The sequence below is a fragment of the Chitinophaga fulva genome, assembly GCF_012927205.1.
GTDB lineage: Bacteria > Bacteroidota > Bacteroidia > Chitinophagales > Chitinophagaceae > Chitinophaga > Chitinophaga fulva.
This window is the reverse complement of record NZ_JABBGC010000001.1, coordinates 3,871,054-3,887,574: the sequence shown is the minus strand read 5'-3', so window position 1 is coordinate 3,887,574 and position 16,521 is coordinate 3,871,054. Positions and strand designations below refer to the sequence as shown.

At 49.1% G+C, this 16,521-nt stretch carries 14 protein-coding genes; 2 read left to right on the top strand and 12 right to left on the bottom strand.

Features of this window, described 5'->3' with window-relative positions:
- Window positions 1-19: 19 nt before the first annotated feature.
- The 4 genes from HHL17_RS15815 to HHL17_RS15800 form a co-directional block, all read right to left on the bottom strand.
- Complete coding sequence (locus HHL17_RS15815; RefSeq protein WP_169225652.1) at window positions 20-3,451, bottom strand: TonB-dependent receptor; 3,432 nt, start codon at window positions 3,449-3,451, stop codon at window positions 20-22.
- A 404-nt stretch (window positions 3,452-3,855) separates the two neighbouring features.
- On the bottom strand, window positions 3,856-4,998 hold the full coding sequence (locus HHL17_RS15810; protein ID WP_169225651.1) for a FecR family protein: 1,143 nt from the start codon (window positions 4,996-4,998) through the stop codon (window positions 3,856-3,858).
- Window positions 4,999-5,078: 80 nt separating this feature from the next.
- Window positions 5,079-5,639, bottom strand: coding sequence for a sigma-70 family RNA polymerase sigma factor (locus tag HHL17_RS15805; protein ID WP_169225650.1), 561 nt, complete (start codon window positions 5,637-5,639; stop codon window positions 5,079-5,081).
- Window positions 5,640-5,781: 142 nt separating this feature from the next.
- On the bottom strand, window positions 5,782-6,300 hold the full coding sequence (locus HHL17_RS15800; RefSeq protein WP_169225649.1) for an Lrp/AsnC family transcriptional regulator: 519 nt from the start codon (window positions 6,298-6,300) through the stop codon (window positions 5,782-5,784).
- Between the two features lie 206 nt (window positions 6,301-6,506).
- On the opposite strand from HHL17_RS15800, the gene ppsA reads away from it, so the two are divergent.
- Entirely contained in the window at window positions 6,507-8,933 is a 2,427-nt protein-coding gene (ppsA, locus tag HHL17_RS15795) for a phosphoenolpyruvate synthase (RefSeq protein ID WP_169225648.1), read from the top strand.
- A gap of 70 nt (window positions 8,934-9,003) precedes the next feature.
- Here the strand turns inward: ppsA and HHL17_RS15790 are convergent, their stop codons facing one another.
- The 6 genes from HHL17_RS15790 to HHL17_RS15765 all read right to left on the bottom strand — a co-directional run bounded on the left by HHL17_RS15790 (window position 9,004) and on the right by HHL17_RS15765 (window position 15,478).
- Window positions 9,004-9,714: a LytR/AlgR family response regulator transcription factor gene (locus HHL17_RS15790; RefSeq protein WP_169225647.1), complete on the bottom strand. Its 711-nt coding sequence runs from the start codon at window positions 9,712-9,714 to the stop codon at window positions 9,004-9,006.
- Window positions 9,715-10,668: a sensor histidine kinase gene (locus tag HHL17_RS15785; RefSeq protein WP_169225646.1), complete on the bottom strand. Its 954-nt coding sequence runs from the start codon at window positions 10,666-10,668 to the stop codon at window positions 9,715-9,717.
- Between the two features lie 138 nt (window positions 10,669-10,806).
- Complete coding sequence (locus HHL17_RS15780) at window positions 10,807-12,585, bottom strand: WD40 repeat domain-containing protein (protein WP_169225645.1); 1,779 nt, start codon at window positions 12,583-12,585, stop codon at window positions 10,807-10,809.
- A gap of 238 nt (window positions 12,586-12,823) precedes the next feature.
- A complete protein-coding gene (locus tag HHL17_RS15775) occupies window positions 12,824-14,002 on the bottom strand; it encodes a helix-turn-helix domain-containing protein (RefSeq protein WP_169225644.1) in 1,179 nt (392 codons plus the stop codon).
- An 88-nt stretch (window positions 14,003-14,090) separates the two neighbouring features.
- On the bottom strand, window positions 14,091-14,669 hold the full coding sequence (locus tag HHL17_RS15770; RefSeq protein WP_169225643.1) for a hypothetical protein: 579 nt from the start codon (window positions 14,667-14,669) through the stop codon (window positions 14,091-14,093).
- 8 nt (window positions 14,670-14,677) lie between these two features.
- Window positions 14,678-15,478, bottom strand: coding sequence for an alpha/beta hydrolase (locus HHL17_RS15765; protein ID WP_169225642.1), 801 nt, complete (start codon window positions 15,476-15,478; stop codon window positions 14,678-14,680).
- Window positions 15,479-15,729: 251 nt separating this feature from the next.
- Here HHL17_RS15765 and HHL17_RS15760 point away from each other — a divergent pair, with 251 nt between their 5' ends.
- Window positions 15,730-16,149, top strand: a complete 420-nt coding sequence (locus HHL17_RS15760) for a DUF4345 domain-containing protein (protein WP_169225641.1) — start codon at window positions 15,730-15,732, stop codon at window positions 16,147-16,149.
- A gap of 74 nt (window positions 16,150-16,223) precedes the next feature.
- Here HHL17_RS15760 and HHL17_RS34030 read toward each other — a convergent pair whose 3' ends face one another.
- Window positions 16,224-16,358, bottom strand: coding sequence for a hypothetical protein (locus tag HHL17_RS34030; protein ID WP_449384932.1), 135 nt, complete (start codon window positions 16,356-16,358; stop codon window positions 16,224-16,226).
- Window positions 16,342-16,515, bottom strand: a complete 174-nt coding sequence (locus tag HHL17_RS15755) for a hypothetical protein (protein ID WP_169225640.1) — start codon at window positions 16,513-16,515, stop codon at window positions 16,342-16,344. Before HHL17_RS15755 ends, HHL17_RS34030 begins: the two co-directional genes overlap by 17 nt.
- Window positions 16,516-16,521: the final 6 nt, after the last annotated feature.

Below are 16,521 nucleotides of genomic sequence, written 5' to 3'. Positions count from 1 at the left end.
ATTAGCTGGTTTAATTGTTTTAAAATCCGAAACGCAGGCCCAGGTTAAACTGCTTTACGGTAGGGAACGTGCTTACATCAGTACTGCCGTTGATCAGGCTGTAGGGATTGTTGCTCACTTCCGGATCGGGGCCGGGATATTTCGTGATGGTGAACAGGTTAGTGGCAGATGCGTATACGGAAGCGTCGCGGATATGCATTTTCCCGGCAGTGCGTGCGGGCAACTGATAAGTGATAGTAACGGATTTCAGTCTCAGGTAGGAAGCATCGTATACTTCAGCGCTGCTGGTATTGGCGCCATACTCACCCAATATAAGCCGGGGCCTGTCAGCTCCCGGATTTTCCGGTGTCCACCGCTGCAGGATCCTGGTACCGCGGTTAGCGAAACTTTCAAAATTTTTGTTCTGTATATCTGCGAGGTACAACATCTGACCTCCGTAGGAAAAAGTAAGCAGGGTGATCAGGCTGATGTTCTTAAAGGTGAAAGTATTCGTAAATCCGCCATAGAACTTAGCCTGCGCCTGACCGATAACATCCCGTTTATAGAATCCATTACTGCCGATTTCATACATCGCATCTCCGATACCCAGGTAAGGCGCCATGTACCGGGCATAGGTAAACACTTTTTTATACGCTTCCAGCTGTTGCTGATCGCGGATAATGCCGGTTTGTTTATACCCGTAAAAAAGCCCCAGCGGCTCGCCTTTTCTCACCACGGCGTTGGCATCCAGGTAAGTGGCCCCAGCATCATTCGGATCGGAAAAATCATTGTTAATATCCTCCACCCTGGAGCGGTTACCGGAAACATTCAAGGCGCCTGTCCATTGAAAAAATTTGTGTTTAATGAAATCCGTGCGGAGATCTATTTCCAGCCCTTTATTGCTGATAGTAGCGACATTGGATATTACACTGCCATAGGATGAACTGGGCGCCAGCTGTTTGGACAATAACAGACCGGTGGTGATTTTTTCGTAATACCCGATCACCCCGCGCAAACGGGAGCCAAACAACTCAAAATCCAGCCCCAGGTCTTTCTGCAAGGTAGACTCCCACTTGATCCGGCTATTACCCAGCTGTGAAGGTACCAGGGCGTTTACACCTCCATAGGAGCCTGGCGTATACAACGTGTAATAAAGGTTGTCCCCAAAATTTTGGGTGCCGGTATAACCAGCGCTGACACGAAGTTTCAGTTCATTGACCCAGGCAGCTTTTTTCATGAAAGGCTCCTCCGAAATACGCCATGCGGCACCACCGGATGGAAAGTACCCTACCCGGTTGTGGACCGGAAACTTGGAGGAGGCATCAGAGCGGCCGGTGAAGGTGAGCAGGTATTTTTCTTTCAGCGCATAATTGGCACGCATGTAAAAACTGAGCAATGAATTTTGCCCGGAGCTGCCGGTAGCAGGTAAGGTTATAGCCGCAGAGGAAATGTTGTTCAGGTATTTGTCGTCAGGAAAACCCTGACCACTGGCGGAGAAGGAGTTGAAACGGAATTTCTGCCAGGAGGTACCGCCCAGGAGGTTCAACCGGTGGTTTTCATTGAACTGCTTCTCCCAGGTAAGGGTGTTTTCCACGAAGAGGTTCACATCTTCCGTCTGCCCCTGGGAAGCCGTACCACCGTTGGAGCTGCTCACCCCATTGGCAGATGCGATGACTGCTGTACTGGGCACATAGTTCTGCTGATGGAAGTTATTATAGTTAACAGATAAGATACTTCTGAATTTCAGCTCTTTCAACACATCATATTCACCGGAAAGCGAACCGATGAGCGAGGCCATTTTCCCTGTGTTGATGCCATCCAGCAATACCATGGGGTTTTGGAATCCCTGATAATTGTAGCCACCGATCTGCTCCCCCAGGAACTGGTAGGGCGATCCATCAGGGTTATACGCCGGTAAGGTGGGTGGTGCATACATGGCAGCAGGATAAATACCATTGGTGATATTGTTTTTGGTGAATCCATAATCCAGGTTGGTAATGACACGAAGACGGCTGGTGATTTCGTTATCGAGACTTATCTTACCAGCAATACGGGAGAAATCGGTGCCTTTCAATACTCCGTCCTGTTTCGTATAGGCGAGCGAGGTATAGTAGCGGGAACCGGAGCCGCCTCCACGTACAGAAATGTCCGCATTATGGGTAACAGCATTCCGCAGCACCAGCTTTAGCCAGTCTGTGTTGGCGGTCCCAAGGCTTCTGGGATCATTGATGATGGCGGTGGCCTTAGGGTCCGCAGCTTCACCGGCGGCAGCCCTGACAGCATTTGCATTACGGGCGGCCTCTTGTAAAAGATCCACATACTGCTGCGCATTCAACAGCTTTTCTTTGATAGGCTGACTTACACCGGCGTAATAATTGGCCTCCAGCACAGGCTTTTGATTCAGCTTACCTTTTTTGGTGGTGATGATGATCACACCGTTGGCTGCCTTGGACCCATAGATAGCCGTGGCAGAAGCATCTTTCAAAATATCGATGGATTCAATATCGGTGATATTAAGGCCCGCCAGGCTGTTGAGGCCACGGGTAAATGAACCGTTCACCGAGCTATTGGGGTTATCGCTGCCTGCCCTTTCTATAGGATTCACCACTTCCGCCTGGTTCTGGATGTACCGGTTCTGAATCGTCACCTGTACACCATCGATGATATAAAGCGGATCGTTGCCACCCAGCAGGGAGGTACCGCCACGGATACGGATTTTGGCCACGCCGCCGGGAGAACCGTCAGCCTGGGTGACCTGCACGCCGGCCGCCTTGCCGGACAGCGCCTGGTCCACGCTGGCAAAGGGAACATTCTTTACTTCTTCCACATTCACGGAAGCCACAGAACCGGTCAGGTCTTTCCTCCTGGTACTGCCGTAACCTACTACCACGTACTGGTTCAGGTCATCTACTTTCGCGGAGAGCTGTATCTCCATCCTTGTTCTTCCATCAAGCGAAATGGTCCGGGATTCAAATCCCACGCAGGAGATCAACAGTTCTGCTTTCGGGTCGGCATTGTTCAGCACAAAAAAGCCTGCCTGGTTGGTAATGGCAGCCACATTGCTCCCTTTCACCCGGATGGTTACACCGGGCACCGGATTGCCATGTTTGTCCACTACCTTTCCCTGCACTACCTGCGGAGGAAGGAGACCCGGTTGTTCCGGTTTGGCTTCAGCAGGTAGTTTCCGGGAAATGACAATCGTATTGCCTTCGATGTCAAATATGAGGGGTTTATCCTGCAGTATCCTTGCCAGCGCTGTTTTCAATGGCTGTTCGCGTATGTCCGCAGATACGGGGCGGACATCTGACAAATCCTGGTTCCTGTAAAAAAATACGAATCCTGTTTGTTGCTTGATTACACTGAACACCTGCTGTAACGGCATGTTTTTACATGCCACGGTAACGGTCTGGGAATTCCCGGTGGCATAGATATGTAGCGCTACCACCGTTAATAAAAATACGGTCAATTTCATTGCTCTCCAGATTTTGGTCATTCGGTGATTTTCGGACACCGGGGGCCTATCCCCCGCGGTTGATACAAAAGTTTGGTGCCTGTTGCAGACAACATTAATTTTCATACCTTAGGTTGGTTTTTGGTTGACAAATGTTTCCCATCCACCCCGTAAGGGGTAGCAGGAAGGGTTCAGAAAAAGGGTTAACCAACGATCAAACCTGGTGCGGACGCCAATCTTGACACCAGGTTTTTTTATGGATGAGACATAGGCCCCCTATACCCGGTGGGCTACGTTCACTTCATAACATGTGTTATTGGATAGCTATCACTCAGGCCCTTGTACAGGCCAGGTTAAATGGTTCCCCGGTTTTACGATACCGGTTGTTTGGTAATGGTTGGTTATGGATTCTGATAGATGTTTACTTACGGATAAATAACAAGTCTTCTCTCCTCTTCCAGTTTAAAATTAATCCTCGCCTGTTTCAATATCTTCATCAACTGGTCCTGTGTCAGGTTTCTCCCAATCTCGCCGGTGAAAGTACCTTCCGGCACATTCCCGGCATAAACGACATCAATGTTATACCACCTTGCCAATTGCCTCATCACCGTAGGGATGTCTGCGTCATCAAAAGAAAAATAACCGTTCTTCCAGGCCACAGCGCTGTTCACATCCACGTGTTTCAGCCATTCGATATGGTTATTGCCTGGCTTTACTTTCGCCTGCTGACCGGGCTCCAGGTGTTTGAATGCACCGGGAGTCCTTACCAGTACAGCCCCTTCCAGCAGCGTGGTTTTGATCGTTTGCTCATCGTCATAAGCATTGATATTAAAATGTGTCCCCAACACCAGTACACTGATATCGTTCACTTTTACTTCAAACGGACGGGCAGCATCCGCAGCCACTTCAAAATACACTTCCCCGGTAACAGACACGTTCCTGCTATCGCCGGTAAACGCCGTGGGATAGCTGATGGAGGAAGAAGCGTTCAGCCACACATCGGTGCCATCCGGCAGCGTTACCTTAAACTGCCCACCTCTGGGCGTACGCAATACGTTGTTGACCGCAGCGTTCCCATTGTTCTTATAAACGATCTGTCCGTGTTTGGTCTTCTCCACTTTTACGCCCTGTAATGTCACCAATCCGGTACCAATACTGTCGAGGTTTACCACGGAGCCATCGGCCAATGTAAGCGTTGCTTTATCGCCTCCGGGATGTACAGGCAACGGTGTAGTCTCCGCAACAAGATCACGTTTCCGTACCTTGTTAAAGAAATAGTACCCGCCACCTGCCATGATCAGGATCAGCACGGCAGCGGCCACCTTCCTGTACGAGCTTTGCATCCGGACTACCGGCCTGTGCTCCTGAGGCTGTGTGACCTCCTGCAGGCGACGGTACATCCGGTCCTTCAGGCTGTCTTCCGTCTCCTCTCCTTCCACCGTCACATGAGCCGTCAGTTCCTGTTCATCGTAGGCATTGTACCATTGCAACAAACGTCCCACTTCCTCTTCACTGGCGGTACCGGCCAGATACTTTTCTGATAGTACAGCCAGTTCTTTCTTGTCCATTCATTTTTGAATTTACAGGTGTTATATAATGTAAGTATGGAAACGGAGGGCTTACCCTACCCCAGGAAGAAATTTTTTTTTTAATACAGGAAAATAGCGTGGAAATAATTCCTGAACTGAATACGGAGCCGCTGCAATGCTTTGGTAATATGTTTCTCCACTGCTTTCTCGGAGATCTGGAGCTGGTCGGCTATTTCGCGGTTGGTAAGACCTGCGTTGCGGCTGTAGTTAAAAACAAGACGGCATTTTTCGGGCAACTGCTTTAGTTGGTGTTCCATGGATTGTTGCAGGAAATGCAGTTGAGCCGTTTCATCTGTCACCGCCTGCAGGGATTCGGGGAGTGTCTCCACCGTGGTCACACGGGCCGTTTTGGAGAGCTGGGCAAATACAGCATAACGGTTGGCGGTAGCGAGATAAGCGGGCAACGACCGGATAACAGACTGGCTTCTGCGTTGCCACAAACCGGTAAATACGTCCTGCACCACATCTTCAGCCAGCTCCCGGGAATGCAGGCGATCATAGGCCAGTACATACAGGCGCTTCCAATACCGGTTATAGATTTCTGTAAACGCGGCATGGTCGTCGGCGGCCATCAGGTGAACCAGCTCTTCATCAGCATAGAAGGTGTAGTCTGTCATCATCTTAATATGTGTAACACTGCTATTGCCGGTAATTGTTCAGGACTTTCTGGTTGATTTTTTTCGCGGTTGTTATCCATTCAAAACTAAGCTTTCAAAGGGAGATAAACAAGAAGGGGGAAGCTGAAAATTCTACGGAGCAACGTTACATCTCCAATCCGGGGCCTTTCTTTTGCCGGTCCTTCTGATGCTGCGCTGTTTTAAGGCTCAGGCCCGTCTCTTTCTTCGTTTCAGACAACACAAACAAACTCCTGATCTTGGATATATTTTCCAGTTTGGATAGTTTGTTGGAATAAAACAGCTCATAAGCTTCCATATCGGCGATCACGATTTTCAGCAGGTAGTCAAACTGTCCGCTCATTTTATAACTCTCCAATACTTCAGGAAAAGAATTGATCTTTTGCTCAAAGCTCGACAGCTTGTCATGACCGTGCCCTTCGAGGGTTACACTTGTATAAGCGATCAGTGTGCTCCCCAGTTTGCCGGGATTGAGTACCGCCACGTACCCGGTAATATATCCTTCTGCTTCCAATCGTTTCACCCTGTCAAAAATAGATGTTACTGATTTACCTAACCTGGATGCGATTTCTTTGTTGGTGGTCCTGGCATCCGTCTGAAGTATGTCCAGAATGCATAGGTCTGTCATATCCGGTGTGAAACTCATGGTTGGTTTTTGATCAAAAATAGGGATATGGGTACATATTGCCGAAAAAAAATCGGTCACGGTAACAGTTTACTGTTTTGTTTTCGGCATTCTCCCCGGTACGTCAGACGGAATAGCAATTGCAATAACTTTCAGGAGAAACAATTTACCACGTATGGAAGGCTGATATATAGCGCCTGCCCGTCAACATTAAACAAAAATATTTCATGAAAGAAAGCATTGTACTCCCTCTGGAAGAGGTGGGACTGGACGCTATTGCCTTAGTGGGAGGAAAATCTGCCTCCCTGGGTGAAATGATCTCCGGACTGTCGAAAGCCGGCGTAAAAGTGCCGGGCGGATTCGCTATCACCACGAAGGCCTATTACCAGTTTATGCAAAACAGCGGCTTGGACCAGTTTATAAGAGACCAGATAGCGCAGATCGACTTTAACAACATCAGCTCTTTACGCAGGGCGGGCCAACGGATCAGGCAGGAGATCAGCAACTCAAGATTCCCTCATGACCTCAGTCATGAGATCATAGCTGCCTACCATGCGCTATCCGGACTGTATGGCCAGGAGCAGACCGATGTGGCCGTACGTTCTTCCGCCACAGCAGAAGATCTGCCGGATGCATCCTTTGCCGGACAGCAGGAAACCTTTCTGAATGTACGCGGACCGGTAGCTTTAATAGACGCAGTACGGAACTGTTTCGCCTCCCTGTTTACAGACCGTGCTATCAGCTACCGTGAGAACTTCGGTTATGATCATTTCAGCATCGGGCTTTCCGTATGCGTACAGAAAATGGTACGTTCCGACCTCGGCGCCTCCGGCGTGGCCTTTTCGCTTGATACGGAATCAGGTTTCCGGGATGTTATCCTGATCAACGGCTCATGGGGACTGGGAGAACTGGTGGTGCAGGGGGCTGTTTCCCCGGACGAATTTATTGTCTTCAAACCCCTCCTCCAGTCACAGTACAAACCTATCCTTGAAAAAAAGATGGGCGTCAAAGACAAGCAGATGATCTATGGAGAAAGCAGTGACGAACGAACACGTGTAATCCCGGCTACTAAACAGCAACAGCACAGTTTCTGTCTCACTGATGACCAGATCATGGAGCTGGCCGGCTCGGTACAACGTATTGAATCGTACTATTCCGATAAAAAAGGACATTGGTGCCCCATGGATGTGGAATGGGCGCTCGACGGCCTTAGCCACGAATTATACATCGTACAGGCGCGTCCCGAGACCATTCATTCACGCAGAGACAGGACCAGGATCATCACCCGCTCACTCGATACAGGCGGCAGCACACCACGGGAGCTGTTAAAAGGAATCGCCGTGGGAGACGGTATCGCCGCCGGCAAGGTGAACATACTTTTCTCGCTCGACAACCGCGTCACCACGGGCACCACCTTCCAACCCGGAGATGTACTGGTGACCGACATGACAGACCCCGACTGGGAACCTATCATGAAAATGGCTTCCGCGATTGTTACCAACAAAGGTGGTCGCACCTGCCACGCCGCCATCGTAGCACGGGAAATGGGCATCCCTGCCATTGTGGGCTGTGAAGACGCTACGGAGAAACTGAACAGCGGACAGCCCATCACGGTTAGTTGCGCCGAAGGCACGGAAGGCGTAGTATACGAAGGCATACTGCCGGTAACGGAAGGACTGTTGGAACTTTCCAGCCTTCCTGTTGTAAACACGCCACTGATGCTCAATGTAGGATCACCTTCCATGGCTTTCCAGTTTACGCACCTCCCCGGAAAAGGTATCGGGCTGGCCAGGGAAGAGTTCATCATCAATAACTACATCAAAGTCCACCCCCTTGCACTGCTGCGCCATCGGGAGCTACAGGACGAGGCACTGTCTGCCGAAATAGAAAAACTCATCTATGGTTACGACAACGAAGCAGACTACTTTATCAGTAAACTGGCGTCAGGCGTGGGCAAGATCGCCGCTTCCTGTTACCCCGACAAAGCTATTGTACGTTTCTCCGATTTTAAAAGCAACGAATATTACAACCTGCCGGGCGGAAAATATTTCGAGCCGAAGGAAGAAAACCCTATGATAGGCTGGCGTGGTGCTTCCCGTTACTACTCAGAAAAATATAAAACTGCTTTTATGCTGGAATGCGCCGCCATCCGCAAGGCCAGGGAAACCATGGGACTGAACAACATTGTGGTGATGATCCCTTTTTGCCGCACGGTGGAAGAACTCAGGCAGGTACTGGCAGTGATGGAAGAAGCAGGACTGGCCAGGGGCCGCAACGGGCTGGAAGTATACCTGATGGCCGAACTGCCTTCCAATATTATGATGGCGGAAGAATTTGCTCCGCATATCGACGGTTTCTCCATCGGGTCCAACGATCTTACACAGCTCACTCTAGGGCTGGACAGGGACTCGGAACTGGTGTCCGGTCTTTATAATGAACTGAGTCCGGCCGTACTGCGTATGATATCCCGACTGATTATAGTAGCCAAAGAACATAAAGTAAAAGTAGGCATATGCGGACAGGGGCCGTCTGATTTCCCGGAGCTCACCAGGTTCCTGGTGCAGCACGGAATAGACAGTATTTCTGTTACGCCGGATGCCCTCGTCAAAACCCTTTGGGCCGTCCATGAAGCAGAACAGCTGGCAGAAGCGTGAACAATGTAAAGGTGAAACAGCCGGTGCTATGCCGGCTGTTCCACTACGCTGTTTTCCGCGGATTCCAATTTCAGGTAATGATCTTATCCTTCATCCTGTTCATAAAGGCATCCTTGTAGCTGGAGCCGATGGGGATCATCTCTGTGGTATGTGCCATGTACACCACGTTGTAGTGGATCATGGTAATATACCGGATGGCAAGCACATAGGATTTATGTACCCTGATGAATTTACCCGCTGGCATGCGGGCTTCCAATTCCTTCAACGACAGCCTGGAGAGATGCTTTTTCCCCGCACGGGTAAAAAAACAAACATATTGTTTCTGCCCCTCTACGTAAATGATATCTTCTATATTGATCCGCAGCAGTTTTCCTTTTGAATCGGCACTCACGAAAATATAATCGTCATCCGGCCCGGCGGCACTTTCCCGGAGGTCCAGCAACTTACGGGTGCTTTTAAGAAAGCGGGCCAATGTTACCGGTTTCAGCAGATAATCCACCACATCATGGTCAAAACCCTCTATAGCATAGTCTTTATAAGCGGTGACCAATATCACTTTACATTTTCCGTTCAGCAATTGCATAAATTCGATCCCTGACATTTCCGGCATTTGCACATCCAGGAAAACCACATCTACCTTTTGGTCAAAGGCCATTTGCAGCGCTTTCACAGGGCTGGTGGCGGTACCCACCAGCTCCAGGTAACTGGTTTGTTCAATATGCATGGTCAATAGCTCGATCGCATGGGTTTCATCATCTACAATAATACACCGGATCATCATTTATGGATTTATAGTTAGTTCGGCCACATAATACTGTTCATCCTCCATTGTCTGAAAATGATGCCTGGGCCCGTATACCAGCTGTAACCGTTGCCTGACATTTGCCAGGCCAATACCACTGGATAGTTCTTTCACGCTTTTCTTTTTTTTGTTCTGGGTATAGAACCATAATTTCTCCCTGTCTACTTCGATTTTTATGTCGAGGGGATTATGTTCATCATTCAGATCGCCGTGTTTAAATGCATTCTCCACCAATGTAATCAGCACCAGTGGTGGAATACGCATATTCAGGTTGTCAATTTTTTCAGAGAACCGAATTTTCAGGTTATGGTTAAAGCGCATCTGGTTGATCTCAATCACGTTTTTCAGATGCTCCATTTCTGCGGCCAGCAATACCATCCCTTCCTTATCGTCATTCTGTTCCAGGGCATAACGCATAATTTCCGACAACAGGTTCACGGCATGCGCCACTTCTGCATTATGCCGGACTGATTTGGTATAAATGAAATTAAGGCAATTAAACAGAAAATGGGGATTGATCTGGTATTTAATAGCCGACAGCTCCGCCATCAGCTTACCCTTTTCCGATTCCTGCAAACGTACCGATCTGGCGCGTAATTCAATAAATATGGACACTATCAGGCTTATCAACAGCATGAGCAACCCGATGGAGACTTCCCAAAAAGCATAGTCATACATGCTGGCCGCTCCCCCCTTGATGACAAATGTCCAGTAAAACTCGTAGGTAGTCAATACCGTGGCGAAAAGTATCAGCTGCCCCAGCTTAGGTAAGATCACCCGGAAGGAGATCTTCCTGGTTTGTATGATGGGCAGGAATATGCAGTAGATCAGAAAATAGTAGATGGCCGTACACTTGATAACATCGTGCAGGAAATTAAGTCCCCATCTGCCCGGAGGGCCGTAGTCTCTGTAAAGCGCCTCTTTTTGCGTCATATATAGAATGCAGAACACAAACGCTGCATAGACCGTATAACAAAGCAAGATGGCAAGCCATCTTACTTTATATTTATGGGGAAAAGAAAAGTCACCTCCGGTCAATCTCATTAGTTTATATGTTTTTTCAGGCGGTTATTAAAAGGAAGTCCCCAGTCCGGCGAAGAAACCAAAATCACCTTTACTGGTCCAGGCGGCATCCATCCGCAACAACAAATGATTCTTTGGATACACCCGTTGACGGAGCCCCAATCCATATACTGCCTTGATATCAGGTTTGTATCCATGAAAAAAGTCATTGGCTCCATCGGCCACTCCTGCAAATATAGCATATCCATACCTGGGGTCTGCTGTCGTAAACCAGGACCTGTATTCCGCCTGCACAAAGGCCACCTGGTTATCAAGATAAAGATTTCTGTATATGCCACGAAATGCTTTGTCGCCCGTAAAATAGGGCAGCAGGTAAAAAGGCACCTGTCCACCCCAGGTAATATTCGTCGCTCCCTGTATGGCCAGCTGGCGGCCATCTGCCGGATTGCCTAAAGGGAAATATTTACGGAGATCAGCTTTTATCTCATGGTGCGGATAATCCCCTACATCTGCTATACCATAGCGTAGATAAGCCAGTTGAAGGAACGCGCCACGGGAAGGCAGAAACACATTGTCGCGGTTATCCAGTCTGAGCCCTCCGCCCACACCTGCGGTCAGCCCGCCTTCTGTATGTGCCGGCAGCTCAGTAATGTCGTGTTCAAAACGGATGCCTTTATTATGCCGGACATCGTATACCAGGCCCAGTCCAAGCTGCTGGCCCAATAACCAGTACATGCCGCCGTTAAAGGAAAAATTAGTGGACATATAAGGCTGCTTGTTCTCGCGGTCAGCGTCTTTACCGATACCGAAGTAAAAATTCCTGGCATGTATATTATACTGCAGGTCGGCCGCCAGGTACCAGTGCTCACTCAGGTATCTGCTGACAGAGAATCCCAGCAGCCACTGGTTTCCGTTAAATCCGTGGGAAGCCGATATGGTGAACAACGAGGGCCGGTAATATCTGCTATCGCTGGCTGGCTGGTCGATGACCGTCAGGCCCAATCCCAATATAAAGCCCGCTTCCGGCGCATATCCTATAATAGGTGCAGGAAATACCTCCCGCCTGGGTGCTTTGTATGGGAAAAAGTGGTGCTCGCCACCGGGCTTAGGTTCCAGGACCACCGGCTGTGACGTTTGTGGCGCCATACTATCCTGGATATAAAGCGCTCCATCCTTGTCCCAGTAAGGGACTCCCTGTACATGTTCCATGTCGGCCACAAGACCTTTTTCAGCCGGAGACCATACACATAGTCTGCCTTTTTTATCCAGGCTGAAGAGATATTTACCATCGGGACTATAACTCAGCGCCTGGATGGGGGCATCGTGCTTTAAGATCTGGAGGAGAATACTATCGTTGCGCAAGTCCCTTACCTGTATGATCACTTTAAGCGTAACGCTGGCAAATACCGTTGGTGCAGCCGGATTGAACACCACCAGTTTTTGTGGTGTGCGTTCCCACAGCATCCGTGCCGTTTTCAGGTTTTTGGTATGCAGCACTTTGATCTTTCCCAATGTGGTAAAAGCGATCAGCGAGTCATTACTATTGAGCGAGAAGCGGTGAGCAACAGCTGTCAGCTTCTTCTTCCGGAGCTTTTTCCAGGTGTGTGTATCATAAACCTCCAGGTCAGCATCCATAAAGGACGTCTTGTGCAACAGGTAGGCGGTTGTTCCCGTTCTGTTGGTCCCTGAGGCGACGGGTTGGAAAGAAATTCTTGCGCCTTGCAGCCAGGAAGTATCAGGCCGCCCTCCGGAAGGCCCGACGGTGGCCGGCAATGCTGGTGTTTGCTGGCCGCTGGCGGTGGCGGCACAGCATAACACACTCAGCATGCTAAGAGGCCATATTATCCAGGCTAAAAGCCCGGATGGAAGAAATAATAAACATTTGTTGGACATATAAAAACTTTTAACGGGGTCGCTGCCACACCAGGGTTTGAAGGCTCATGGCTTCAATATCATGTTGGCGGCTCAAAAGTATCCGGGAGGGATAGGCTGTACAAAAGAATTGAACAAACGGGTAAGGAGATGGTACAAACAGCTAGTTTGCCGGCATGAGAAAAATAATATCTTACTCTCCCTCCTGTATACTAATATTCATCTCCTTAACATAACTACTGGGAGAAAGCTGTGTGATCTTTTTAAAGTTCCGGTTAAAACTGGTCTTGGAATTGAATCCACATTCAAACGCCAGCGCCAGCAGGGTATATTGCTGGTTCTCCGGTTGCTGCAACAGCTGTTTAAAAGCTTCCACCCGGAGGACATTAATGTAGTCATAAAAACTTTTTCCCTCTTTTGAATTAATAACCTGGGAAAGGATGGCAGGATGTACGTCCAGGGGTTTGGCCAGGTCGCCGAGGGTCAAGCCGGAATCTTTGTAACAGTGCTGTTGCTCCATGAGTGAAATAAGCGCCGCGTGAATCCTGGCGGCTTCGGTATCAGTGAGCCCGCTTTTTTCGTACTTTACTTTTTTACTGGCTATGTCTGCCATATCTTCCACCACGGCAGGTTCCGGCGTTTTCTCCGGCAACTGCACCACCGCAGGAAGATATACTGCGTGAGCAGGCAGTTGATGGGAGAAGATACCTACCTGGCGGATACCAAAATAGCCGATAAAGAAAATAAACAGGGCCACAACTATATACAACGACTGTGCTGATGGGGAGATGATGACAACGATCCATATAGCCCCCATTCCCCCGATGAGGTAACGCAGCCAGTTAAGTGTGATCTTATCCGTATTGGAAAACTGAACAGCTACATTCCGGCGGTGCCTGCGAAGCAGGCGTAAAGACAACAGCACATATACTATTCCTGAAACGATGATGCTGCCGACCATCCCCCGGAATAACGGCTCAAAACCCGATGGCCCTGCCATCCCCATTTTCTCCTGCACAGACATAGACCCCAGTACAGGTACAAGTATAACTACGGCCAGCACCGACGGGATGAAGTGGAATAGGTTACGCCATCCGTGACGTTGCTGACCGGTGAGAAACAAAATATACAGATACAGGAAGGGGCCGTGCAGGAACGGAAATGGCAGCTCCCATCCGATGAGCGCCGGCATGTCGCTCATTTTGTTGGACGCATACCAGCCCATCAGCGCCTGGTGAATGATCGCAAAAAAGAACCACGCACTCAATATTTTATCTGCAGTACTTTTTTTCGGCTTGCTGATCAGGATAACAAACAGGAAAAGCGAGATAAAAACACCGCCCATATATATAACACGCCAATCCGATAACATATCAGTTGTTAGTCTTGTGTAGTAAATACCAAATATAATGAGTTCCCTCTTGTATACAAATGTATTTACCAGACTAACCCTGAATATTTCAGCGTTTCAGCCGCATGCCCATGCCCATTTCTATGCTGATGTTTTGGAAAGTGCTGACAGGGTAACCTTCAAAGGGATAAAAAGGCAGGTAGGTCCTCGCATTGAAAGTATACCGTTTTCTTCCGAGTGACCAGTCCACCAGCAGTCCTACATCTGGCATGGTGGTGCTGGTTTTCGTGGTAATCTTTTCCAGGCCGGGATAATCCAGCGTTTCTTTGAACGCGATACGCCGCACACCACCCATAGCCAGTAAAGTAAGCCGGATAAATTTCCGGGGGCCGGTCATCGAATACCCCACTCCGAATTTTTGGGAGAACTGCAGGCTATAGTTCGTTTCGATGTTATAGGTATTTCTGGCCACAGCACTGGCCAGCATTGTATGAGAGCCTACCACCCAATTCCCTTTTAACGGATATTCCAGGACAACGGAGGTGAGGGCTTTCACCGGCAGACTCCACGGCAGTATGCCTATGGCAGGTTTGATAGTGAGGTGGGACAATGGGGATGTTGCAGGATGGTCTTGCCCATGTACGCTGGTCGCCAATAATATCAGGCAAGTAAAAAAAATGTTTCGCATAAGCCGTTTTAAATGTTTTCAAAGAAAAAGGAGAGCGCTCTTTTGATGTTCGTCTTTTTGGAATCGAGGTGGCCTTTTCCGGGTGTTATATAATCCCGGAGAATATAATGGGGATAGTATGCCTGGAGGGTGCCGCGAAAACCAACAAAAGGCGGACGCATCTTTTCCTCCAACTCTCCAAGGGCCAGGAAGAAACTGCCGCTCCCCTCCCTGTTTCGCTCCCGGTAGGCCATTTCGTTCCTTAGTACAATAGCATCGTCATACCAGAAGGAAGGGCTCAGGCACAGGTAGTGACCAAACACGCTATTGTGGTTCGTGAAGCTGTGCCCCACCAGCAGACCTCCTGCTGAATGTCCCAGTATGCCTCTTCCCGCGCGGGAGGGAACGGCATGGAACTCCGACTCTATCCGGGGAATCAGTTCTGCTTCAATAAACTCAACGAATTTATCAGCTCCCCCGCTGCCAATGTTACTGGGAGTTGGCGTATAGTCGTCCAACCGATCATGGCCCCAGCCAATGCCCACCACTAACACCCCATCCCGGTGACGGTCCCGGGCCTGCTTTTCACATTCCAGCGCGGTAAACTCAAAATCCAGTTTTGCATCCAACACATAAAGGGTACGGTATCCTTTGGCCGGGGAGTAATTTTCCGGCAAGGCCACTTTAATGTCATAGTTGCCACCGTTGGCAGTGGAGGTGAGGTTAAACTCTTTCAGACGGCTTTTCTCAAATGTTTCCTTGCTGCAAGCCGAAAAAATCAGTGTCAGGCCCAAACATCCGGCCAGCCACCAGGTACTGCACAGTTTCATCTGTTTCGCGATTTTAAGATCAATAATGCGGCCGAAGACACGGCCATTCCGTGAGCAAAACTATCAAAGAGCCAGCGCCCAAACGGTTCACCAGATAAGGTGGCACCTGCTCTGGCAAAGAATTTCCAGCTAATGGGACGTGAGGGTAGCCTTTTACAAACGCCCATGCAAATTATCCGTATAAAAATCTTGATGCGCACAAAGATTTTATTAGTGCCCTACTTCCAAATTTGTGTTATAAATGTGTAAATATGAATCCATCCCGAACAATCAAAGTTTTATCCCGCATCTACCTCTACCTGTCTGCGGGAAGTTTTTTTATGGTAAGCATGATGGGCTTTTTTAGTCCGCAGGCGGTAATGGACCTGGTACAGGTGAAGCTGCCCAACAGTGATGCATTCAGTTCTATCAGAGGTGTATATGGTGGCGTAGGGCTAACGATTACGGTCATGCTGGTGCGTTGGGCGCTAAAGGACATACAGCAGGGGGTTGTTTTTCTATGCTGGCTGTGGGGGCTCTATGCCCTGTCGAGGATCATCACCTGGACGGTAGAAGGTCCACTGGGAGCTTTTGGCACCCAATGGCTGGTCATTGAAAGCGTGTTTTTTATATTGGGTGCGTTGTTGTGGCTGCGTTTGCAGCGGTACAGGGTTTCTGCCCAGGGGCTATGACGGAAAATCATCATCCGGTGAAATGGCAAGAGGTTGTAACGCACAGGTTACAACCTCTTGTCGTTTAGTAACATTTATCGTACAAACGGTGTCTTGAAAGCATAGAACGCTACGCCAAGATAGCGATAGCCGACCTGCTCATAAGGATAGTCGTTCCTGTTGATCGTATAGGTGTGGTTATTTATCTGTTGATTATAGAACGCATGCACGGGCTGGCTGCCGGGCACCTGCGTGGTATTGCCAGCCGGAGATATCGATCTTGGGAACAGTCGAACCGGGGTTGTCGCCCAGCACAATGGTACCAAAAAGCCCTTTGGTAGGATCGCCGGCAGCATTGCGGGCTGTTTTCTGGTCATAAAGGGTCATGGTTTA